The sequence below is a fragment of the Sulfitobacter sp. F26204 genome, assembly GCF_026410305.1.
Taxonomy (GTDB): domain Bacteria; phylum Pseudomonadota; class Alphaproteobacteria; order Rhodobacterales; family Rhodobacteraceae; genus Sulfitobacter.
Map to the genome: position 1 here is coordinate 1 of NZ_JAPMLQ010000002.1, position 20,774 is coordinate 20,774.

A 20,774-nucleotide genomic window follows, 5' to 3' on the forward strand; every position below is an offset into this window, starting at 1 on the left:
TAGCAAGGTCTGGCCAGTGCGACGCCTTGTGGCAGTGTCTTTTCCCCTTCAGGAAAAGATCACGAGAGCAAGGTGTCGGCACACAGGTACTACTAAGAACAAAAGGCCGCTCCATTCGGGGCGGCCTTTTGCGTTTGAAATTGTAAGTGAAACTAGCAAGTGAGCAATGAAGCAAAACAACGTGCTATGATAGTTATTCCATTTCTGGAGTTTCACGAACGCGCACGCAAAGACGTTAGAGAGCAAAGCAAATCGAGTTGCGTCAATTTGTTGACTGCGCATCAATTGGCATGGGCGGCCTTGATTTCATACCAAAACCGTTTCCAAAATGTTCAATTCTCTACTGAAAGCCAGTCAATTTTGGGGCGGCTTGGCTTGATTTCGCAATTTGCTATGGGAGTGGAATTGGTCGAGACTTCAATTTGTGAAGGGTTATATCCCCAAGCCGCAAACCTTCTTAAACAAGCTTTAGAGACCCTAGCTGCAGTCGAAGAAATTACAAAAGACCGCCGCGTGGATGGAAGAGCACCCAGATTTATTGGCAGGCTTCAAAATTTTGGACGCCGCTACGGTGAGTTGAATGAAATTGCGCATCCGACGCGCAGTTCGATGGTCGATTACTTCTCACGTCATACCGAAGGAGAACGAACGGGTGCATCCAGCGTGCCGAGATTTAACAAAGAAGTTTATAGGGAGTTATATGGTATGCAGATCTCGCTCATGGTTGTCGCCCTACAGCAAATGAGGGAAGTATTTCTGGAACTTGGACAACTTGACTGGGATGAGGCTGAAGTGCGTCTGGCGCATTCAGCGACTCAGATCCTCTTGGACGAAGGCTTGATAGAAAGTGCGCTCTAGAAGGCTTTTTGCCCGCACAAATTGCTACATCTACCGAACAAGTCGGTATTCACAAATTCTTATAGGTATCGAGTGCCGATTGTTGCTGACAACCCCTTGCCACCTGCCCCGACTCCCCCTATACGCCCCCTAACTCCCGGGGTGCGCCAATGCGTGCCCCGTTTGAGTTGCACTATGCGCGACGAGGGTGCCGGATGAGCCGGTATCTTCCAATCCGCTAAAGCCCTGATTAAAGGGATGATATATACATGGCACAAAGCCAAAATATCCGCATCCGGCTCAAGGCGTTTGACTACCGTGTGCTGGACAGCTCCACACAGGAAATCGTCAACACCGCCAAGCGTACCGGCGCATCTGTTCGCGGCCCGATTCCGCTTCCGAACAAGATTGAGAAATTCACCGTTTTGCGTGGCCCCCACGTAGACAAGAAATCCCGTGACCAGTTCGAGATCCGCACGCATAAGCGTCTGCTGGATATCGTTGATCCGACTCCCCAGACCGTTGACGCGCTGATGAAGCTCGACCTCGCCGCTGGTGTGGATGTCGAGATCAAGTTGCAGTCGTAAGGAGGGCAAATCTATGTTGCGCTCAGGCGTTATTGCAAAAAAGATGGGCATGACCCGTCTGTTCATGGAAGACGGCAAACAGATTCCTGTGACCGTTCTTCAACTCGATAACCTTCAGGTTGTTGCACAGCGTACCATCGAAAAGGACGGCTATGTTGCTGTTCAACTTGGTGCCGGTACGGCCAAGGCCAAGCGGACCTCTCAGGCGATGCGCGGTCACTTTGCAGCAGCAAAGGTTGAACCAAAGCGCAAGGTTGCAGAGTTCCGCGTTGACGAAGACGCGATGTTGCCGGTTGGCGAAGAGATCATCGCGGATCACTATTTCGCGGGTCAGTATGTTGATGTTGCAGGCACGTCGATCGGTAAAGGTTTTGCCGGTGCGATGAAGCGTCACAACTTTGGCGGTCTGCGTGCGACGCACGGTGTTTCGATTTCGCACCGTTCGCATGGTTCCACTGGTCAGTGTCAGGATCCCGGCAAGGTTTTCAAAGGCAAGAAGATGGCCGGTCACATGGGTGCAGCCCGCGTAACCACGCAGAACCTTGAGGTTGTAAAGACCGATACGGCGCGTGGCCTGATCATGGTCAAAGGTGCTGTTCCCGGTTCCAAAGGTGGATGGGTGACTGTCAAGGATGCGGTGAAAAAGCCGTTCCCAGAGAATGCCATTGTTCCAGCCGCCCTGGCCTCTGCAGCACGTGAAGCCGCGAAAGCCGCTGAAGAAGCAGCAGCCGCAGCAGCAGCCGAAGCAGAAGCAGAAGCCAAACGTCTTGCCGAAGAGCAGGCAGCCGCAGAAGCAGAAGCACTGAAAGCAGCCGAAGCGGAAATCGCGTCTGATAAAGAAGAAGCTGGCGACCAGAGTGAGACTTTGGATGCTGACAAGAAAGAGGGTGACGCATGAAACTCGATGTCATCAAACTCGACGGCGGCAAAGCCGGATCGGTAGACTTGGACGAGGCCCTGTTTGGTCTTGAGCCACGCGCCGACATCCTGCACCGTGTCGTCCGCTGGCAGCGCAACAATGCGCAGGCCGGTACGCACAAGGTCAAGACGCGCTCCGAAGTGAGCTACTCTACCAAGAAGATTTATCGTCAGAAAGGTACCGGCGGCGCGCGTCACGGTGCACGTTCTGCGCCGATCTTCCGTGGTGGTGGTGTCTACAAGGGACCAGTGGTGCGTTCGCATGGTCACGAACTGACCAAGAAGTTCCGCAAGCTGGGTCTGCGTCACGCTTTGTCTGCAAAGGCAAAAGCGGGTGAGCTGGTCATTATCGAGGATGCAACATCCGAAGGTAAGACAGCAGCTTTGGCCAAGCAGATTTCCAACCTCGGTTGGAAGCGCACATTGGTCATTGACGGTGCCTCCGTGAACGAAAACTTCGCACAAGCCGCGCGCAACATTGAAGGCCTGGACATCCTGCCGACAATGGGCGCTAACGTATATGATATCCTCAAGCGTGACACTCTGGTGATCACGAAGGCGGGCATCGAAGCATTGGAGGCCCGTTTGAAATGAGCGCCAAGCACACACATTACGACGTGATCCGCAAACCGATCATCACTGAAAAGGCAACCATGGCATCTGAAGCCAATGCGGTTGTGTTTGAAGTGGCGATCGACAGCAACAAGCCAATGATCAAAGAGGCCGTTGAGGCGCTCTTTGGTGTCAAGGTGAAGGCAGTCAATACCTCCATCACCAAAGGCAAGGTCAAGCGTTTCCGTGGCCAGTTGGGCAAGCGGAAAGACGTGAAAAAGGCCTATGTGACGCTCGAAGAGGGCAACACGATCGACGTATCTACCGGTCTGTAACCAGATCTGAATTTAGCGGAAAGGCCCTCGCGAATGCGGGGGCCTTTTGCATTGACGGGCAGTGCATCGCCTCAGGGAGGCGCAGGCTGGTTTGTACCGCAGCGGCAGATAGGACGTGTCGCGGAATCACCCGGAGCTGGGGTATTTCCGCCAATCGGTCGGCTTTGACAGTTGCCGCTTGCTATGTGGTGACAAAAGCGTCATGAGAGCGTTGCGACGTTACCTCTTTCGGCATTACTGCTCCTTACGGCTCAGTCTTTCGATCAAGATCACGACTTAGCCAATCTGCCGCATCCTGTGGGCAGAAAATTCAAGGAATATGACAATGGCCACTGGTACAGTCAAATGGTTCAACACAACTAAAGGCTTCGGCTTTATCGCTCCCGATGGCGGCAGCAAGGATGTATTCGTACATATCTCTGCGGTTGAGCAAGCAGGCCTGACGGGTCTGTCCGATGATCAGAAAGTGACGTTCGACATCGAAGCCGGCCGCGATGGCCGCGAGAGCGCGACAAACATCCAGCTGGCATAAGCTGGCCGCCCCTTTGGGGGCGTTGATGTGAGAGATTTGGGAAGGGGCGTGGCTGTAGTGGTCGCGCTCTTTTTCTTTGTTTGAAAATAAAGTTAGGTTCTCGTATTTCTAGAAGATAGAGATTTCAAAAAACAAAAGGAAATTTCGTGGTTGAGATGACTAATATCACATCGGTTGAAAGAGACCGGCTTGTTTTGTTGCACGAGGGTCATTTCTTCGACTTTAAGAGTAAAGAAATCAGCCCAGCCAGCTTAAGCAAGACGATCTCGGCCTTCGCAAATTCGAGTGGTGGCGAGGTCTTGATTGGTGTCGACGAAGTAGAGGGTCTGTCTGGTGGCGAGCGTCAGTGGAATGGGTTTGTTGAACCCGAGCAAGCCAACGGCATTTTCCAAGTCCTTCATGATCTGGACCCTGTTGGAAGCAACTTTGTAGCGCAATTTCTTTCTGCTGAAGGTGCAAAGGGTTTCGTCCTGCACTTGATGGTTGAAAAAACCCAATCGGTTGTTCGCTCAACCAGCGGCAAAGTCTACGTTCGTAGAGGCGCACAAAACCTACCATTATCAGAGGATGCAATCAAGCGGTTGCATTATGATAAAGGTATCATCTCTTACGAAGATGAGCTTGTTAATGTTGTACATAAAGAGATCACTAATTCTGAGATGGTAATCGAGTTTCTTCTCAATACAATTCCAACTGGTGAACCTCCAGAATGGTTGGAAAAGCAAAAAGTCCTGCTGTCTGGTCGCCCTACAGTAGCTGGAATATTGCTGTTTTCAGACAGCCCGCAATCAACACTTCCAAAACGATCAGCGGTCAAGATTCTTCGTTATCAAACTAAAGATGACGCCGAGCGCGACTACTTGGTCGGGACCCCTGAAACGATTGAGGGACCAGTTTACAGTCTCGTTTTTGATACAGTAGCGCGTGTTCGCGAAATTATCGAAGGCATTGAGAAAGTCGGAGCAAGGGGAATGGAAAAAATTTCATATCCGGAGGAAGCACTTCATGAACTTGTAACGAATGCGATTCTTCACAGAGACTATAGTGTGGCTGCTGACGTACAGGTAAGAATTTTTGACAATCGAGTTGAGATTGAAAGCCCAGGGAAATTGCCTGGTCACGTAACACTCCTGAATATTGCTAAGACCCAATTTGCAAGAAACCCGAAACTAGTTCGTTTGGTAAATAAATTTGAAAATCCACCCAATAAGGACGTGGGTGAAGGTATCAATACAGCCTTCGAAGCTATGGAAAAGTTGAGGTTGAAGAAACCAGAGTTTTCTGAAAGCGACGCGGGTCTCTTGGTTACACTGAGGCACGAAAGCTTGGCATCTCCCGAGCAACTCGTGATGGAATATCTTAAGTCGAACGATGAGATAACCAATCAACAGGCAAGAGAAATTTCAGGAATAAAATCGGAGAATACGATGAAAAACGTGTTTTACAGACTTAGAGGCGCAGGTCAGATTGAGCAAACACCTAAGGTGCCTGGGAAAAAATATTCTTGGCGATTGAAGACCGATAACTAGTTGGTTTGACAGATGTAGTGGTGATTTTCGTTTACGATACCTTGACCCTAACCCCCATCCCCCCTAAACGACCCCATCGGCACTGCCCCAGATTCGTCTGGGGCTTTGTTGTTGTTCGTTAAGGACACACAATCGGGCACCTACGGGGGCCTATAAACCACGCCAGCCTCACTGCTGGCAGCAAGCTAAACGGAAGACAGACAACATGGCACTCAAGTCGTACAAACCGACGACGCCGGGCCAGCGTGGGCTGGTACTGATCGACCGTTCGGAGCTTTGGAAAGGACGTCCGGTCAAGGCCCTCACACAGGGTCTGACGAAATCGGGCGGACGGAACAACACCGGACGGATCACAATGCGTCGAACAGGTGGTGGTGCAAAGCGCCTCTACCGTATCGTTGATTTCAAGCGCAACAAGCTGGACATGTCCGCGGTTGTCGCACGGATCGAATATGACCCGAACCGGACAGCATTTATTGCCCTGATCCAGTACGAAGATGGCGAGCAAGCCTATATCCTTGCCCCTCAGCGTCTGGCGATTGGCGACAAGGTGATTGCTTCGGCCAAGGCCGACATCAAACCCGGCAACGCAATGCCATTCTCTGGCATGCCCATCGGGACAATCATCCACAACATCGAGATGAAGCCTGGCAAGGGGGGGCAGATCGCCCGTGCCGCCGGTACCTACGCCCAGTTCGTGGGGCGTGACGGTGGCTATGCCCAGATCCGTCTGAGCTCAGGAGAGCTGCGTCTCGTACGTCAGGAATGCATGGCCACCGTCGGTGCCGTGTCCAACCCCGACAACTCCAACCAGAATTACGGTAAAGCGGGCCGCATGCGTCACAAGGGCATCCGTCCTTCTGTACGTGGTGTCGTGATGAACCCGATCGACCACCCGCATGGTGGTGGTGAAGGCCGGACCTCTGGTGGTCGTCATCCGGTGACCCCATGGGGCAAGCCGACAAAGGGTGCAAAAACCCGGAACAAGAAAAAAGCGTCAAGCCAGCTGATCATCCGCTCGCGCCACGCCAAGAAGAAGGGACGCTAATTTATGTCTCGTTCAGTATGGAAAGGTCCTTTTGTTGACGCATATGTCCTCAAAAAGGCCGAAGCATCCCGTGAGAGCGGTCGGAATGAAGTGATCAAGATCTGGTCGCGCCGTTCCACCATCTTGCCCCAGTTTGTCGGCCTGACATTCGGTGTCTACAATGGTCGCAAGCATATCCCAGTAAACGTCACAGAAGACATGATCGGTCAGAAGTTCGGTGAATATTCACCAACGCGGACCTATTACGGTCACGCAGCTGACAAAAAAGCGAAGCGGAAATAAGCCATGAGCAAGGATAAGAATCCCCGCCGCGTGGCAGACAATGAAGCGCGCGCAAAACTGCGCATGCTGAAAACGTCGCCGCAGAAATTGAACCTGGTTGCTGGTCTGATCCGCGGCAAGAAGGTGGAACGTGCCCTCACGGACCTGACCTTCTCGAAAAAGCGCATCGCGCAGGATGTGAAGAAATGTCTTCAGTCCGCGATCGCCAATGCCGAAAACAACCACAACCTTGATGTGGACGAGCTGATCGTGGCGGAAGCCTATGTCGGCAAGAACATGACTTTGAAGCGCGGACGCCCACGTGCCCGTGGCCGTTTTGGCAAGATTCTGAAGCCATTTGCCGAAGTCACAATCGTCGTGCGTCAAGTTGAGGAGCAAGCATAATGGGTAACAAAGTAAACCCGATCGGCATGCGTCTGCAGGTCAACCGCACCTGGGACAGCCGCTGGTACGCCGACACAAAGGATTACGGTGATCTTCTGCTGGAAGATCTCGCCATCCGCGCATTCATCAAGAAAGAATGTGCGCAGGCCGGTATTTCCCGTGTGATCATCGAGCGTCCGCACAAGAAGTGCCGTGTGACAATCCACACTGCGCGTCCTGGCGTCATCATTGGCAAGAAAGGTGCAGACATCGAAGGTCTGCGCAAGAAGCTGGCGAACCTGACAGCATCCGAAGTGCACCTCAACATCGTTGAAGTGCGCAAGCCAGAGCTGGATGCGGCCCTTGTTGGTGAAAGCATTGCACAGCAGTTGGAGCGCCGGGTATCTTTCCGCCGCGCCATGAAGCGTGCGGTTCAGAACGCCATGCGTATGGGTGCCCTGGGCATCCGTTGTAACCTTGCCGGCCGTCTTGGTGGTGCAGAAATCGCGCGTACCGAATGGTACCGTGAGGGTCGTGTACCCCTGCATACCCTGCGGGCCGACATTGATTATGCCCACGTCGAAGCCTCCACTGCCTATGGCATCATCGGCATCAAGACGTGGATCTTCAAAGGCGAGATCATGGAACATGATCCCTCCGCGCATGATCGCAAGTTACAGGAACTTCAAGACGGCCCAGCACCTCGCGGTGCAGGCGGTCGGCGTTAAGGAGTAGATAGATGCTACAGCCAAAACGGACGAAATTCCGCAAGCAGTTCAAAGGCTCGATCAAGGGTCTGGCGAAGGGCGGGTCCGACCTCAACTTCGGCACCTATGGTCTCAAGGCAATTGAACCCGAGCGGGTAACCGCACGTCAGATCGAAGCTGCACGTCGTGCCATGACGCGTCACATGAAACGTCAGGGCCGTGTCTGGATCCGTATTTTTCCAGATGTGCCAGTTACCTCCAAGCCTGTCGAAGTGCGTATGGGTAAAGGTAAGGGTTCCGTGGACTTTTGGGCATGCAAGGTCAAACCCGGCCGCGTGATGTTCGAGATCGACGGTGTGAACGACGACATCGCACGCGAAGCGCTGCGTCTGGCGGCGATGAAGCTGCCGATCAAGACACGGGTCGTTGTGCGCGAAGATTGGTGAACGTCGACCCCGCCTCGGCGGGGTCTGGCGAGTCGGAGGCAGGGAATCCTCTTGGGGATGCCCGTTCCGACACCGGTGATTTAGAGAGCCCCCGCTGAGTGATCGGTGGGGGCTTTTTCTAGGCTCGACGTCCCAGAAAATTCATCAGTGTTCTCCAAAACCAAGAGTGTGGCTTACCAGCATTCTTGAGAATCTTTTCGACTGTCTTTGCTTCTCGCTGTGTGAAGCGGGCTTCTTCGCCAGTAGGTGTTTGAGTTGCCTTTTGGCGAATTTGCTTGACCCTTCTAGAGAATTTGTAGCCGATCAAGCCGAGTAAACTGAGCGAAAAAAACGCGATAGAAATTGGTATTATCACCGGCACCGCAGGGACTAGACCAATAGACATAAGAAATCCGGTTATGCCTGTCGCGCCTATTGTTGTTCCAAAAAAACCTGCACTTCCAACAAGTGAAATGACTGCGCCTGAAATAGTCCCGTAGCCTAGCATTGCTGCGCCACCAATTGCGGTAGCTGTTCCTGAAACGGCTAGGGCGGTGGTTGTTCCCGTAAGAAAAGATGCCAGTGCAGCAGTGCTTATATACGTGCCCGCAACATAACTTCCCGTCGAACTCAATACAATCAGGCCACCAGCGGAGTGGGCAACTAATTTCCCCCCTGAGGTCAAAGCCGCAACTGCAGGAAAAAGTGGTAACATGTTTCGATCCTCTTTCACTGAAACTGTAAAACTAATGACAAAAACGCATAATGGCAAAAAGTGAATCATTGGCCCGAGATATCAGAAGATCAGTCCAAATGTTTTATTTACGGAGATTTCAAACCCCACCCATCAACACATCCACCGCCCGCGTAATCTCATCCCCGCTGTCCACCGCAATCCCAACCCGCCGCAAACGCGCCCGCCGCACTGCCGCAATCAACCGTGTCGCGAGGATCAACTCCGCCTCACCCACGCGGATCACTGGGTTTAGCCGCGACACAGCGGGATAGTCGCGCAGCAACGGCATTACCACAACTGCCGGATCAGGCGGGAGCAGGTCGCCTTCCACCACCACCATCAGCACATCGCCATATGCCGCGATGTCGAAGCGGTTCAGGGATTCCACGTCTCACCCGCCGGACCTGTCATGATGTCTGCAAGCGGGTGGTCGTTGTTTTCGTGCCATATGGCCTGTGCTGCGAAGGCATCGGCGTTTTCTTCGAGCCATTTTTGGTGGCGGGCTTTGGCGACGGCTTGTTCTAGGGCTTTGTCCGCAACCGCAGATACGTTCACGCCGTATTCTCGCGCGGCATCCAAGCTGTCTGCATTCAACGTCAGTGATGTCTTGCGTTTTGCAGCCGTATTCATAGCGTTACATCCATCGTTACGTATACCGATATATATACCGCACAATGGTGTGCATCAAGTGTGTGGGCTTAGTCGCTCCATCCGTAATTGAACGACACCGAAACCCGATCTTCCTCAACCATATTCATTGGTACCTCGTGGCGCAGCCAGCTTTCCCAGAGCAGCACGTCGCCCACCGCTGGTTCCACATAGATAAACTGCCGCAACTCCTCCGGCGCGTCCTTTACCCGCCCTGGCGCGGCCATCATCATGGCAAGGCGCGGGTCTTCGAATTTGATCGCGCTCGCGCCTTCGGGCATGGTCACATAGGTTGTGCCGGAAATCACCGAATGCGGGTGGATGTGGGCGGTGTGAATGCCACCCTCGGGCAGGATGTTGATCCACAGGCTATCGAGTTTCAGTTTCCGCTCGCCAAGGTCAAAGGCCAGATCCTTGGCAAAGGTTTTGACGTGTTTATCCAGCACCTTTTTCAGATCCTTGAAGATCGGGAACCGGTAGGGCAGGTCGTCGAGCGACGCATAGGAGGTGTAGCCGGCATAGCCGTTTTCCTCGCACCAGTCCTGCCCCGCCTCATCGTCGTTGGCGATGGCGATACAGGAGGCCTCCATCTCATCGGGATCGATTGGTGCGCCGTGCGCGGAAAGTTGCGCGTGATAAAGACGGGTGGCAAAGAGGGACTTGATCTGGGTCATGGGAATGTGGTCCGGCAAAAGCGTGGGTTTCACCCACCCTATATCACCGCGTAGGGTGGGTGAAACCCACGCTCGACAACCTTTATTCGCAAGGGGGTTGCGCCGCAGAGATAACCCTCCTATACGGCGCACTTCGGAACAGACTCCACCGGAATCAGGGTGACGCATGTGCGGCCTGCCGGTGATGTTGAAAGGAGAGCGTCAATGAACGCCAAAGAACTGCACGACAAGACGCCGGACCAGCTCCGTGACGAACTTGTGAATTTGAAGAAAGAAGCCTTCAACCTGCGTTTCCAGCAAGCCACCGGCCAGCTGGAAAACCCTGCGCGCCTGCGCACGGTCAAGCGTGACGTGGCCCGTGTCCACACTGTGTTGAACCAAAAGGCAGCAACCGCTGCAACGGAGGCCTGATCCATGCCCAAGCGAATTCTGACAGGCACCGTTACCTCGGACGCCAATGCACAAACAGTAACCGTTTCCGTAGAGCGCCGCTTTACCCATCCGGTTCTGAAAAAGACCATTCGTAAGTCCAAGAAATACCGGGCGCACGATGAGAACAATACATTCAAGGTTGGGGATTCTGTCCGCATCATCGAATGTCCGCCACGTTCCAAAACCAAGCGTTGGGAAGTTCTGACTGCGGAAGCGTAAAGAACCATCAACTTAATCGAAACCTCGGGGATAACGCACGCATCGCGCCCCAAAGGTCGGGAGAAACCAAATGATCCAGATGCAGACCAACCTGGATGTAGCTGACAATAGCGGCGCTCGCCGTGTTCAGTGCATCAAGGTACTGGGTGGTTCCAAGCGTAAATACGCATCCGTCGGCGACATCATTGTCGTGTCGGTCAAGGAAGCCATCCCTCGCGGTCGTGTGAAGAAAGGTGATGTCCGCAAGGCTGTCGTCGTTCGCACCGCCAAGGAAGTTCGTCGTGAGGATGGCACCGCCATTCGTTTCGATCGTAACGCCGCCGTCATCCTGAACAACGCAAACGAGCCCGTAGGTACACGTATCTTCGGACCAGTCGTTCGCGAACTGCGCGGGAAGAACTTCATGAAGATTATTTCGCTTGCGCCGGAGGTGCTGTAATGGCTGCTAAACTTCGCAAAGGTGACAAGGTCATCGTGCTGGCCGGCAAGGACAAGGGCAAGACAGGTACATTGACCTCTGTTGACCCTAAGTCTGGCAAAGGTATCGTGGAAGGGATCAACATCTCTATCCGTGCAACACGCCAGTCGCAGGAAAGCCAGGGCGGTCGTATCCCCAAGGCAATGCCGATCGACCTGTCCAACCTCTCGCTTGTTGATGCCAATGGCAAAGCAACACGCGTCGGCTTCAAGATGGAAGGGGACAAGAAAGTCCGCTTTGCAAAAACCACGGGGGACGTGATTGATGCTTGATACTGCTAACTACACACCCCGCCTTCTGAATGTCTATCGCGACGAGATCCGCGCCAAGATGACAGAAGAGTTCGGCTATAAGAACCAGATGATGGTTCCGCGGTTGGACAAAATCGTCTTGAATATCGGTTGCGGTGCTGCCGCAGTGCGGGACAGCAAGAAAGCCAAGTCCGCACAGCAGGACCTGACGCTGATCGCTGGCCAGAAAGCCATGACAACGATTGCCAAGAAATCCATCGCGGGATTCCGCGTACGTGAAGAAATGCCGCTGGGCGCCAAAGTGACTTTGCGCGGTGCACGTATGTATGAATTCCTTGACCGTCTGATCACGATTGCTATGCCTCGTATCCGCGATTTCCGCGGTATCTCGGCTAAATCTTTCGATGGCCGTGGCAACTATGCCATGGGCTTGAAAGAGCACCTCGTGTTCCCGGAAATCGATTTCGACAAGATCGATGAAAACTGGGGAATGGACATCGTCATCGCCACCACGGCGAAAACCGACGCAGAAGCGAAAGCATTGTTGAAAGCCTTCAACATGCCGTTCGCAGAATAAGCGCGGGAAGGATTTAGATATGGCTAAGAAATCCATGATCGCACGCGAAAAGAAGCGTGAAGCACTGGTCAAGAAGTACGCCGCAAAGCGTGCAGAATTGAAAGCAATCGTAAGCGACCAAGAAAAGCCGATGGAAGAGCGTTTTCGCGCGTCCCTGAAGCTGGCGAAACTGCCGCGCAACTCTTCGGCTGTGCGTTTGCACAACCGTTGCCAGCTGACCGGCCGTCCGCACGCTTATTACCGTAAACTGAAAATCTCGCGTATCGCGCTGCGTGATCTTGGCTCATCCGGCCAGATCCCCGGCATGGTCAAATCGAGCTGGTAAGGAGCGCATCAGATGAACGATCCTATCGCAGATATGCTGACACGCATCCGTAACTCTTCCATGCGCGGCAAATCCACAGTCATGACACCTGCCTCCAAGCTGCGTGCATGGGTATTGGACGTGCTCGCCGATGAAGGCTACATCCGTGGCTATGAAACAATGACAGGCCCAGATGGTCACCCTGCCATTGAAATCAGCTTGAAGTACTACGAAGGCGAACCTGTTATTCGCGAGTTGAAGCGGGTCTCCAAGCCCGGTCGCCGTGTCTACATGGGCTCGAATGACATTCCGCAGGTCCGTCAGGGCCTGGGTGTGTCGATTGTCTCCACCTCCAAGGGTGTGATGTCGGATGCTGCTGCACGTTCTGCCAATGTTGGCGGCGAAGTGCTCTGCACCGTATTCTAAGGAGTGCAAGATGTCTCGTATTGGTAAAAAAGCGGTTGAGCTGCCCAGTGGTGTTACCGCCACTGTGTCTGGCCAGTCGATCGAAGTAAAAGGCCCCAAGGGTGTCCGCACTTTCAAGGCAACAGATGATGTTGATCTGAAAGTCGAAGACAATGCGGTTTCCGTGATCCCACGTGGCAAATCCAAGCGCGCGCGCCAGCAGTGGGGCATGAGCCGCACCATGGTTGCAAACTTGGTCACCGGCGTTACCGACGGTTTCAAGAAAGAACTTGAAATCCAGGGTGTTGGTTATCGTGCCGCGATGACCGGCAACGTCTTGAAACTGAACCTCGGCCTGTCCCATGATGTCGATTACACGCCACCTGAGGGTGTCACCGTAACCGCGCCAAAGCAGACCGAAATCGTTGTGGAAGGCATTGACGAACAGCTTGTTGGTCAGGTCGCCGCGAACATCCGCGCATGGCGCAAGCCCGAGCCCTACAAGGGCAAAGGCATCCGCTACAAGGGTGAGTTCGTCTTCCGCAAAGAAGGCAAGAAGAAGTAAGGAACGCAAAGATGGCAAACAGCAAAAGACAACTGTTCATCAAACGCCGCTTGCGCGTTCGGAACAAACTTCGCCGCGCGAACCGGGGCCGTATGCGCCTGTCCGTGCACCGTTCAAACAAGAACATCATGGTCCAATTGATCGACGACGTGAATGGCGTGACACTCGCCTCTGCATCGACGCTCGAAAAAGACCTGGGTTTTGTTGGCAAAAACAACATCGAAGCGGCCACAAAAGTAGGTGCAACGATCGCGGAACGCGCCAAGAAAGCCGGAGTTTCAGAGGCCTATTTTGACCGTGGCGGATTCCTGTTCCACGGCAAGGTTAAAGCCTTGGCCGAAGCAGCCCGTGAAGGCGGCTTGAAGATATAAGTAGGTTGTACCCACCCTACGTAGGGTGGGTGAAACCCACGCATGAAACGCGAAGAGGGCGCGCGCTGTGCCCTCTCGATGATCCGGGGGCGTCACGCTCACCGCGATTGACAAAAACCGGGCATCCGCCCGCAGATCAAGGAGGCCGACATGGCCAGAGACGACAACCGAGGGGGCAATCGCCGGGGTAACCGCGACGAGACTCCAGAATTTCAGGATCGCCTTGTCGCGATCAACCGTGTGTCCAAAACTGTAAAAGGCGGTAAGCGCTTTGGTTTTGCTGCACTGGTCGTAGTCGGTGACCAAAAAGGTCGCGTGGGTTTTGGCAAAGGTAAAGCCAAAGAGGTGCCTGAGGCGATCCGCAAGGCCACTGAGCAGGCAAAGCGCCAGATGATCCGCGTTCAGCTGCGCGAAGGCCGTACGCTGCACCACGATATGGAAGGCCGTCACGGCGCAGGCAAAGTTGTGATGCGCTCTGCACCTGAAGGTACAGGCATCATCGCCGGTGGTCCGATGCGTGCGATTTTCGAAATGCTGGGTGTGAAGGATGTTGTGTCCAAATCCATCGGTTCACAAAACCCCTACAACATGATCCGCGCCACAATGGACGGTCTGCGCAAGGAATCTTCCCCGCGCTCCGTTGCACAGCGCCGCGGCAAGAAGGTTGCAGACATCCTGCCCAAGACTGACGCGCCAGCGCCAGCCACTGAGGAGGCCTAAATCATGGCTAAGACAATTGTTGTTAAGCAGATTGGTTCACCAATCCGTCGCCCCGCAGATCAAAAAGCGACTCTGGTCGGTTTGGGCCTGAACAAAATGCACCGCACCCGTGAGCTTGAGGATACGCCCTCTGTGCGCGGTATGGTGCGCAAGGTCTCTCACATGGTAGAGATTGTGGAAGAGAAGGGGTAACGTTTTCTTTTAAAGAAAACGGCCCGGAGTTTTTTGAAAACTCCGTTGCCCGAGATAGAGCGCCTCGTGGGAAACTGCGGGGCGTTTATTCATTTAACCCGTTAGCAGTTACTTTGGGATTATTCTGAAAAACCTGTTCCATTTTCATCCTATTTGAACCCAATCCGTGGAAGCGGCTCAATTCTTTCCCGCCATCGTCTTCGCAGCTCTCAAGAACAACGCCTGTTCGGTGCATACGGAATCGGGAATTGCCGGGTATAAAGCTCCTAAGAACGTCTTCAAATTTATCTCGAACTGAAGGCCATTTTGTCGTGGGAGGATTATCGACACCCCGACCGGTTCCTCTTTATCTACGACCGTTCGCAAACCGAAATCCGCTGCTTTCTGGTAAAAAAGAGCCTCAACCTCTTTTACAAATTCACTTTGTTCTTGCAAACATTGCTTGCGCGCTTGGCGTTTCACGTAGCACCAACGAGCGATATTATTGAGAATGTTCAAATCACCAACCCTACGGAATTCTATTACCTAAGAGACCGCGCCACATCCATCCGCTGGTGTAGAATGCGTATTACGACGATCTCATCGCTGTCTTCTTGAAAGTAGACCACATGCGATGCCACACGGACCTTCCGACACCGCTCCAAGACATTTTCCGCTGACAGGCTAATTCCAGTTCCATCAATTAGCCTGTCAAGAACTCTCTGAATGCCTCGAAAATAAGTTTGAGCCTGATCCGTTCCCCAATTTTCGACTGAATACGCCCAGATCCCATCCAGATCAGTCCGCGCTTTTGGTCTGAATTTCAGTGCCTTCACGGAGAAAGTTTCTCAGCGACGAAAGCATCGAAATCGAAAGCTTGCGGCTCGCCGGAATTTTCACCCTCAATAAGTGCCTTGCGAAGTGCTTCCAGATTGGCTTCCTGTTCTTCCAACAACCTTAAACCCGCACGCACCACATCGCTGGCCGAATTGTAACGCCCTGAACAAACACTGTTTTCAATGAATCCGGCAAAGTGGTCGCCCAATGATATTGACGTGTTCTTTTGCATATCTTCCTCCGTTGCTAATTATATACCAATAATTGGTACATTCTTCAACCCACCCCCCTTGCCACAAACCCCCACCCGCTCTATACGCCCCCAGTGGCCCCGATTCCGGCCACCACATTTGTAACGCCGCGTCTGCCCACTTCCCGTCGCTGGGGGGCATTTCCGGCAAAAGGAGAAGCGACATGAGACTGAATGAACTGTCTGACAACCCAGGTGCCACCAAGAAACGCAAGCGCGTTGGTCGTGGTCCAGGTTCCGGCACCGGTAAAATGGGTGGCCGTGGTATCAAGGGTCAGAAATCCCGCTCAGGCGTAGCGATCAAAGGGTATGAAGGTGGCCAGATGCCCCTCTACCAACGTCTGCCAAAGCGTGGCTTTAACAAGCCGAACCGCAAATCCTATGCTGTTGTGAACCTTGGTCTGATCCAGAAGTTCGTCGACGCCAAGAAACTGGACATCAAAAAGCCGATCGACGCCGCTGTGCTGATCGAATCCGGTCTGGTGCGCCGCGAATTGGACGGCATTCGCCTGCTTGCCAAGGGCGAGATCACTGCCAAACTTGACCTGCATGTGCATGGTGCCTCTAAAACCGCCATCGAGCTGGTTGAAAAGGCGGGCGGCAAGGTGACCCTGACAGCAAAAGTAGAAGCCGCGGACGCGTAAAGCAGCCTTAAGGCTTGTGAGCGGGCTGCGTCCCGCTTACATAACTCACGAGTTTTCCCAAACGCCGCCCCGCTGGAAAACAGCCTGGGCGGCGTTTGCATAACAACAAAAAGAGATCGTACTCATGGTATCAGCCGTCGAAAACATGGCCGCCAACACCAGCTGGGCTGCGTTGGGCAAGGCCACGGACCTTCGAAACCGTATCCTGTTCACCTTGGGCTTGTTGATTGTCTATCGTCTTGGCACTTTCATCCCCGTTCCGGGCATCGACGGCGGTGCCCTTCGCGACTTCATGGAAAGCGCCGGGCAGGGCATCGGTGGCATGGTCAGCATGTTCACCGGGGGCGCATTGGGCCGGATGGGTATATTTGCCTTGGGCATCATGCCCTATATCTCGGCCTCGATCATCGTGCAGCTTCTCGGGTCAATGTATGCCCCGTGGGAACAGTTGAAGAAAGAGGGAGAGCAGGGGCGCAAGAAACTGAACCAGTATACGCGCTATGGTACGGTGACGCTGGCGATCCTGCAGTCTTACGGCCTCGCGGTATCTCTGGAAGCAGGGGACATTGCCGCGGATCCGGGCATTTATTTCCGCATTGCCTGTATGATCACGCTGGTGGGCGGCACGATGTTCCTGATGTGGCTGGGTGAACAGATCACCGCGCGCGGTATCGGCAACGGTATTTCCCTGATCATCTTTGTCGGCATCATTGCCGAGGTACCCGCCGCCATTGCACAGTTCTTTGCTTCGGGCCGGTCCGGAGCGATCAGTCCGGCCGTCATCATCGGCGTGTTGGTCATGGTGGTTCTGACAATCATGTTCGTGGTGTTCATGGAGCGCGCCCTGCGCAAGATCCATATTCAGTATCCCCGCCGTCAGGTGGGCATGAAGATGTATGATGGCGGATCAAGCCACCTGCCGGTCAAGGTTAACCCGGCCGGCGTCATCCCCGCGATTTTCGCGTCCTCCCTTTTGTTGTTGCCGATTACCATCAGCACCTTTTCAGGCAATTCCACAGGGCCAATCATGTCGGTTCTGCTTGCGAACTTTGGCCCCGGCCAACCGCTGTATCTGTTGTTCTTTGTCTCGATGATCGTGTTCTTCACCTATTTCTATACGTTCAATGTCAGCTTCAAACCGGAAGAAGTGGCCGACAATCTAAAGAATCAGAACGGTTTTGTTCCGGGCATTCGCCCAGGCAAGAAAACGGCAGAATATCTGGAATACGTGGTGAACCGTCTGCTTGTTCTTGGATCCGGTTATCTGGCATTGGTCTGTGTGTTCCCTGAAATCCTGCGGGGCCAGTTTGCTATTCCGTTCTATTTCGGCGGCACCTCGGTGTTGATCGTTGTGTCGGTAACGATGGATACGATCCAACAGGTTCAAAGCCACCTGCTGGCCCATCAATACGAAGGCCTGCTTGAAAAATCGAACCTGCGCGGTAAAGGTAAGGGTTCACGCAAAAAACGGAGCCCGATACGTAAATGAACATTATTCTTCTTGGGCCTCCGGGCGCGGGCAAAGGCACGCAGGCACGGCATCTGGTTGAAACCCGTAATATGGTTCAGCTTTCGACAGGTGATATGCTGCGTGAAGCCAAAGACAGCGGTACCGAAATGGGCAATATGGTTGCCGGTGTCATGGCGCGTGGTGAATTGGTCACAGACGAGATCGTAATCGGATTGATCCGCGAAAAACTGGAAGGCGATAACAAGGGCGGTTTTATCTTTGACGGGTTCCCCCGTACCTTGGAACAGGCGGATGCCTTGGGTCATTTGATGTCGGACGAAGGCAAGACCCTTGATGCGGTGATTGAAATGCGTGTTGACGATGAGGCATTGGTTGACCGGATCACGGCAAGGTCAACGTGTTCGGGCTGTGGTGAGGTGTATAACGACAATACCAAGCCGATCCCCGAAAATGGCAAATGTACCAGCTGTGGCCAAGAAAACCTTTTCACCCGGCGCGCCGACGATAATGAAGAAAGCCTCAAGACCCGTCTGATGGCCTATTACAAACAAACCTCGCCTTTGATTGGTTACTATTATGCCAAAGAAATGCTGAGTTCGGTGAATGGCCTGGGCACGGTCGAGGCGGTTCAGGGTGAAATCAAGAGCGCGCTTGAAACCTGATCGGGCTGGCTACCTGCCGCACATAACCGGTTCGTTGGTTATCAAGTTTGCGCCTGATGCTGCAACTGCATTTCAGGCGGGTTGACGCCAATCTCAAAACCCCATAGTCAGCGCTATCTCGTATGAGAATCAATTTGCGGTCAGGGTCGCTCCCGCCCGCATGATCACCTGATCAGCTTTAGCCCGATGGTCTTAATTGCCTCGGGCTTATGTTGTGAAAAAAGGGTCTGGAATAACGGACCCGCAACAAAAAAGGATATGCAATTTGGCACGTATTGCCGGCGCAAACCTACCCACTGCAAAGCGGGTTCCAATCGCCCTTACATATATCACCGGTATCGGTAACACATCAGCTCGCGCCATTTGCGAAGCGATCGGCATCGACCTTTCGCGCCGCATCAACGAGCTGTCAGATACTGAAATTCTGAAAATCCGCGAGCACATCGACGAAAACTATATGGTCGAAGGTGACCTGCGTCGTGACACGCAGATGAATATCAAGCGTCTGATGGACCTTGGTTGCTACCGTGGCCTGCGTCACCGTCGTAACCTGCCTGTCCGTGGACAGCGCACACACACAAACGCTCGTACACGCAAAGGCCCCGCAAAGGCCATTGCCGGTAAGAAGAAATAAGGGAGGCTGATTAGATGGCACGCGAAGCACGCAAGACCAAGCGCAAGGTCTCCAAGAATATCGCCGCAGGTGTGGCGCATGTGAACTCTTCTTTCAACAACACGAAGATCCTGATTTCGGATGTTCAGGGCAATGCAATTGCATGGTCTTCTTCCGGCACCATGGGTTTCAAGGGTTCTCGTAAATCAACACCCTATGCCGCTCAAATGGCCGCAGAAGATGTGGGCCGCAAGGCGCAGGAACATGGTGTGAAAACGCTGGAAGTCGAAGTCCAGGGTCCGGGTTCTGGCCGTGAATCAGCGCTTCGCGCGTTGGCTGCCGCAGGCTTTAACATCACGTCCATTCGTGACGTGACGCCGATGGCACACAACGGCTGCCGCCCTCCAAAGCGCCGCCGCGTTTAAGCGACGACAATTTTACGGGGTCTGTATGTTTTCATGCAGGCCCCATACCGCCTTTTTGAAACCTCGAGCGTAACTGCCGACGGACATGCAGCAGTTACAAGGATGGAGGGATACCATGATCCACAAAAATTGGGCCGAATTGATCAAACCTGCACAGTTGGACGTAAAGCCGGGCAATGACCCTGCGCGTCAGGCAACTGTCATGGCTGAACCGCTTGAGCGCGGCTTTGGTTTGACAATGGGCAACGCGCTGCGTCGCGTTCTGATGTCTTCTTTGCAGGGTGCCGCGATCACATCTGTACAAATTGATAACGTTTTGCACGAATTCTCGTCTGTTGCCGGTGTGCGTGAAGACGTGACCGACATCATTCTGAACCTCAAGGGTGTCAGCATCCGCATGGAAGTCGAAGGGCCAAAGCGCCTGTCGATTTCGGCAAAAGGTCCGGGCGTTGTGACGGCTGGCGATATATCCGAATCTGCGGGAATCGAGATTTTGAACCGTGATCACGTCATCTGTCACCTTGACGATGGCGCGGATGTTTACATGGAACTGACGGTGAATACCGGTAAGGGCTATGTTTCTGCCGAAAAGAACAAGCCAGAAGATGCACCGATTGGTCTGATCCCGATCGACGCGATCTATTCGCCGGTCAAGAAAGTCAGCTATGACGTGCAGCCGACCCGTGAAGGTCAGGTTTTGGACTATGACAAACTGACGATGAAAGTCGAAACAGACGGCTCCATCACGCCGGATGATGCCGTGGCATTTGCAGCGCGTATCCTGCAGGACCAGCTGGGTATCTTCGTGAACTTTGACGAGCCAGAGTCTGCCTCCCGTGCGGACGAGGATGACGGTCTTGAATTCAACCCGCTGCTGCTCAAGAAAGTGGACGAGTTGGAATTGTCTGTCCGTTCGGCCAACTGCCTGAAGAACGACAACATCGTTTATATCGGTGATCTGATCCAGAAGACCGAAGCCGAAATGTTGCGCACGCCAAACTTTGGTCGCAAATCCTTGAACGAAATCAAGGAAGTGCTGTCAGGCATGGGTCTGCACCTTGGCATGGACGTTGAGGACTGGCCACCGGACAACATCGAAGATCTGGCGAAGAAGTTCGAAGACAACTTTTAAGAACGCGTGGGTTTCATCCACCCTGCGTAGGGTGGGTGAAACCCAACCATCACGACCGGGCATCTGCCCCAAGG

General features: G+C 53.5%; 36 protein-coding genes. 29 read left to right on the top strand and 7 right to left on the bottom strand.

The genetic code is table 11. The features are described from left to right. Positions 1–159: 159 nt before the first annotated feature. From OS190_RS03785 to rplP, 12 genes are all read left to right on the top strand, one after another. Positions 160–858, top strand: a complete 699-nt coding sequence (locus tag OS190_RS03785; RefSeq protein ID WP_267157348.1) for a hypothetical protein — start codon at positions 160–162, stop codon at positions 856–858. 248 nt (positions 859–1,106) lie between these two features. Then, positions 1,107–1,424 carry a 30S ribosomal protein S10 gene (gene rpsJ / locus OS190_RS03790; protein ID WP_025050499.1) on the top strand — a complete coding sequence of 106 codons (318 nt, stop codon included), beginning with the start codon at positions 1,107–1,109 and terminating at the stop codon, positions 1,422–1,424. A gap of 13 nt (positions 1,425–1,437) precedes the next feature. Next, positions 1,438–2,322: a 50S ribosomal protein L3 gene (rplC, locus tag OS190_RS03795; RefSeq protein ID WP_267157349.1), complete on the top strand. Its 885-nt coding sequence runs from the start codon at positions 1,438–1,440 to the stop codon at positions 2,320–2,322. Continuing rightward, positions 2,319–2,936: a 50S ribosomal protein L4 gene (gene rplD / locus OS190_RS03800; protein ID WP_267157350.1), complete on the top strand. Its 618-nt coding sequence runs from the start codon at positions 2,319–2,321 to the stop codon at positions 2,934–2,936. The genes rplC and rplD overlap by 4 nt, the downstream gene beginning before the upstream one ends. After that, positions 2,933–3,229, top strand: a complete 297-nt coding sequence (locus OS190_RS03805) for a 50S ribosomal protein L23 (protein ID WP_267157351.1) — start codon at positions 2,933–2,935, stop codon at positions 3,227–3,229. Before rplD ends, OS190_RS03805 begins: the two co-directional genes overlap by 4 nt. 325 nt (positions 3,230–3,554) lie before the next feature. Continuing rightward, positions 3,555–3,761 carry a cold-shock protein gene (locus tag OS190_RS03810; protein WP_025048099.1) on the top strand — a complete coding sequence of 69 codons (207 nt, stop codon included), beginning with the start codon at positions 3,555–3,557 and terminating at the stop codon, positions 3,759–3,761. Between the two features lie 155 nt (positions 3,762–3,916). Continuing rightward, on the top strand, positions 3,917–5,290 hold the full coding sequence (locus tag OS190_RS03815; RefSeq protein WP_267158286.1) for an ATP-binding protein: 1,374 nt from the start codon (positions 3,917–3,919) through the stop codon (positions 5,288–5,290). A 205-nt stretch (positions 5,291–5,495) separates the two neighbouring features. After that, the gene (gene rplB / locus OS190_RS03820) at positions 5,496–6,338 is read left to right on the top strand and encodes a 50S ribosomal protein L2 (RefSeq protein WP_267157352.1); all 843 of its coding nucleotides are present in this window, start codon (positions 5,496–5,498) and stop codon (positions 6,336–6,338) included. Between the two features lie 3 nt (positions 6,339–6,341). Then, on the top strand, positions 6,342–6,620 hold the full coding sequence (gene rpsS / locus OS190_RS03825; RefSeq protein WP_073199632.1) for a 30S ribosomal protein S19: 279 nt from the start codon (positions 6,342–6,344) through the stop codon (positions 6,618–6,620). A gap of 3 nt (positions 6,621–6,623) precedes the next feature. Continuing rightward, positions 6,624–7,004 (top strand): 50S ribosomal protein L22, encoded by a 381-nt coding sequence (gene rplV, locus OS190_RS03830; protein ID WP_267157353.1) that lies wholly within the window; start codon positions 6,624–6,626, stop codon positions 7,002–7,004. Further along, positions 7,004–7,711 (top strand): 30S ribosomal protein S3, encoded by a 708-nt coding sequence (gene rpsC, locus OS190_RS03835; RefSeq protein WP_267157354.1) that lies wholly within the window; start codon positions 7,004–7,006, stop codon positions 7,709–7,711. Before rplV ends, rpsC begins: the two co-directional genes overlap by 1 nt. Positions 7,712–7,722: 11 nt before the next feature. Next, the gene (gene rplP, locus OS190_RS03840; protein ID WP_025045935.1) at positions 7,723–8,136 is read left to right on the top strand and encodes a 50S ribosomal protein L16; all 414 of its coding nucleotides are present in this window, start codon (positions 7,723–7,725) and stop codon (positions 8,134–8,136) included. 118 nt (positions 8,137–8,254) lie between these two features. Here rplP and OS190_RS03845 read toward each other — a convergent pair whose 3' ends face one another. The 4 genes from OS190_RS03845 to OS190_RS03860 all read right to left on the bottom strand — a co-directional run bounded on the left by OS190_RS03845 (position 8,255) and on the right by OS190_RS03860 (position 10,173). After that, the gene (locus OS190_RS03845; RefSeq protein WP_267157355.1) at positions 8,255–8,830 is read right to left on the bottom strand and encodes a hypothetical protein; all 576 of its coding nucleotides are present in this window, start codon (positions 8,828–8,830) and stop codon (positions 8,255–8,257) included. Positions 8,831–8,948: 118 nt separating this feature from the next. Next, a complete protein-coding gene (locus tag OS190_RS03850; RefSeq protein ID WP_267157356.1) occupies positions 8,949–9,239 on the bottom strand; it encodes a CcdB family protein in 291 nt (96 codons plus the stop codon). After that, the gene (locus OS190_RS03855) at positions 9,227–9,481 is read right to left on the bottom strand and encodes a type II toxin-antitoxin system CcdA family antitoxin (protein ID WP_267157357.1); all 255 of its coding nucleotides are present in this window, start codon (positions 9,479–9,481) and stop codon (positions 9,227–9,229) included. The genes OS190_RS03850 and OS190_RS03855 overlap by 13 nt, the downstream gene beginning before the upstream one ends. A 68-nt stretch (positions 9,482–9,549) precedes the next feature. Then, positions 9,550–10,173, bottom strand: coding sequence for a TIGR02466 family protein (locus tag OS190_RS03860; protein WP_267157358.1), 624 nt, complete (start codon positions 10,171–10,173; stop codon positions 9,550–9,552). 204 nt (positions 10,174–10,377) lie between these two features. Here OS190_RS03860 and rpmC point away from each other — a divergent pair, with 204 nt between their 5' ends. From rpmC to rpmD, 11 genes are all read left to right on the top strand, one after another. Then, positions 10,378–10,584 carry a 50S ribosomal protein L29 gene (gene rpmC / locus OS190_RS03865; protein ID WP_267157359.1) on the top strand — a complete coding sequence of 69 codons (207 nt, stop codon included), beginning with the start codon at positions 10,378–10,380 and terminating at the stop codon, positions 10,582–10,584. Positions 10,585–10,587: 3 nt separating this feature from the next. Further along, entirely contained in the window at positions 10,588–10,824 is a 237-nt protein-coding gene (gene rpsQ, locus OS190_RS03870) for a 30S ribosomal protein S17 (protein WP_267157360.1), read from the top strand. 70 nt (positions 10,825–10,894) lie between these two features. Further along, positions 10,895–11,263, top strand: a complete 369-nt coding sequence (gene rplN / locus OS190_RS03875) for a 50S ribosomal protein L14 (RefSeq protein ID WP_049641324.1) — start codon at positions 10,895–10,897, stop codon at positions 11,261–11,263. Beyond that, positions 11,263–11,574, top strand: coding sequence for a 50S ribosomal protein L24 (gene rplX, locus OS190_RS03880; RefSeq protein WP_267157361.1), 312 nt, complete (start codon positions 11,263–11,265; stop codon positions 11,572–11,574). The genes rplN and rplX overlap by 1 nt, the downstream gene beginning before the upstream one ends. After that, complete coding sequence (rplE, locus tag OS190_RS03885; RefSeq protein WP_267157362.1) at positions 11,567–12,130, top strand: 50S ribosomal protein L5; 564 nt, start codon at positions 11,567–11,569, stop codon at positions 12,128–12,130. The genes rplX and rplE overlap by 8 nt, the downstream gene beginning before the upstream one ends. A gap of 19 nt (positions 12,131–12,149) precedes the next feature. After that, positions 12,150–12,455, top strand: coding sequence for a 30S ribosomal protein S14 (gene rpsN / locus OS190_RS03890; protein WP_025045926.1), 306 nt, complete (start codon positions 12,150–12,152; stop codon positions 12,453–12,455). A 12-nt stretch (positions 12,456–12,467) separates the two neighbouring features. Next, positions 12,468–12,860 carry a 30S ribosomal protein S8 gene (rpsH, locus tag OS190_RS03895; protein ID WP_267157363.1) on the top strand — a complete coding sequence of 131 codons (393 nt, stop codon included), beginning with the start codon at positions 12,468–12,470 and terminating at the stop codon, positions 12,858–12,860. Between the two features lie 10 nt (positions 12,861–12,870). Continuing rightward, on the top strand, positions 12,871–13,404 hold the full coding sequence (gene rplF, locus OS190_RS03900; RefSeq protein ID WP_267157364.1) for a 50S ribosomal protein L6: 534 nt from the start codon (positions 12,871–12,873) through the stop codon (positions 13,402–13,404). Positions 13,405–13,415: 11 nt separating this feature from the next. Further along, a complete protein-coding gene (gene rplR / locus OS190_RS03905; protein ID WP_267157365.1) occupies positions 13,416–13,775 on the top strand; it encodes a 50S ribosomal protein L18 in 360 nt (119 codons plus the stop codon). Between the two features lie 150 nt (positions 13,776–13,925). Next, positions 13,926–14,495, top strand: coding sequence for a 30S ribosomal protein S5 (gene rpsE / locus OS190_RS03910; protein ID WP_267157366.1), 570 nt, complete (start codon positions 13,926–13,928; stop codon positions 14,493–14,495). 3 nt (positions 14,496–14,498) lie between these two features. Next, a complete protein-coding gene (rpmD, locus tag OS190_RS03915) occupies positions 14,499–14,687 on the top strand; it encodes a 50S ribosomal protein L30 (RefSeq protein ID WP_267157367.1) in 189 nt (62 codons plus the stop codon). 177 nt (positions 14,688–14,864) lie between these two features. On the opposite strand, the gene OS190_RS03920 is transcribed toward rpmD, so the two are convergent. From OS190_RS03920 to OS190_RS03925, 3 genes are read right to left on the bottom strand one after another with little or no spacing between them, the layout of a single operon-like run. Continuing rightward, positions 14,865–15,185, bottom strand: coding sequence for a hypothetical protein (locus tag OS190_RS03920; RefSeq protein WP_267157368.1), 321 nt, complete (start codon positions 15,183–15,185; stop codon positions 14,865–14,867). A 23-nt stretch (positions 15,186–15,208) separates the two neighbouring features. After that, on the bottom strand, positions 15,209–15,502 hold the full coding sequence (locus tag OS190_RS20555; RefSeq protein WP_416237369.1) for a type II toxin-antitoxin system RelE/ParE family toxin: 294 nt from the start codon (positions 15,500–15,502) through the stop codon (positions 15,209–15,211). After that, positions 15,499–15,735, bottom strand: coding sequence for a type II toxin-antitoxin system ParD family antitoxin (locus tag OS190_RS03925; RefSeq protein ID WP_267157369.1), 237 nt, complete (start codon positions 15,733–15,735; stop codon positions 15,499–15,501). The genes OS190_RS20555 and OS190_RS03925 overlap by 4 nt, the downstream gene beginning before the upstream one ends. A gap of 182 nt (positions 15,736–15,917) precedes the next feature. Between OS190_RS03925 and rplO the strand changes: the two genes are divergently transcribed. The 6 genes from rplO (at position 15,918) to OS190_RS03955 (ending at position 20,700) form a co-directional block, all read left to right on the top strand. Then, positions 15,918–16,397 carry a 50S ribosomal protein L15 gene (rplO, locus tag OS190_RS03930; RefSeq protein WP_267157370.1) on the top strand — a complete coding sequence of 160 codons (480 nt, stop codon included), beginning with the start codon at positions 15,918–15,920 and terminating at the stop codon, positions 16,395–16,397. 124 nt (positions 16,398–16,521) lie between these two features. Continuing rightward, positions 16,522–17,886 carry a preprotein translocase subunit SecY gene (gene secY, locus OS190_RS03935; protein WP_267157371.1) on the top strand — a complete coding sequence of 455 codons (1,365 nt, stop codon included), beginning with the start codon at positions 16,522–16,524 and terminating at the stop codon, positions 17,884–17,886. Beyond that, positions 17,883–18,530, top strand: coding sequence for an adenylate kinase (locus tag OS190_RS03940; RefSeq protein WP_267157372.1), 648 nt, complete (start codon positions 17,883–17,885; stop codon positions 18,528–18,530). The genes secY and OS190_RS03940 overlap by 4 nt, the downstream gene beginning before the upstream one ends. Before the next feature lie 265 nt (positions 18,531–18,795). Beyond that, entirely contained in the window at positions 18,796–19,164 is a 369-nt protein-coding gene (gene rpsM / locus OS190_RS03945) for a 30S ribosomal protein S13 (protein ID WP_267157373.1), read from the top strand. Positions 19,165–19,178: 14 nt separating this feature from the next. After that, on the top strand, positions 19,179–19,568 hold the full coding sequence (gene rpsK, locus OS190_RS03950) for a 30S ribosomal protein S11 (RefSeq protein WP_267157374.1): 390 nt from the start codon (positions 19,179–19,181) through the stop codon (positions 19,566–19,568). Positions 19,569–19,683: 115 nt separating this feature from the next. Next, positions 19,684–20,700: a DNA-directed RNA polymerase subunit alpha gene (locus OS190_RS03955; protein WP_025045915.1), complete on the top strand. Its 1,017-nt coding sequence runs from the start codon at positions 19,684–19,686 to the stop codon at positions 20,698–20,700. Positions 20,701–20,774 lie beyond the last annotated feature (74 nt).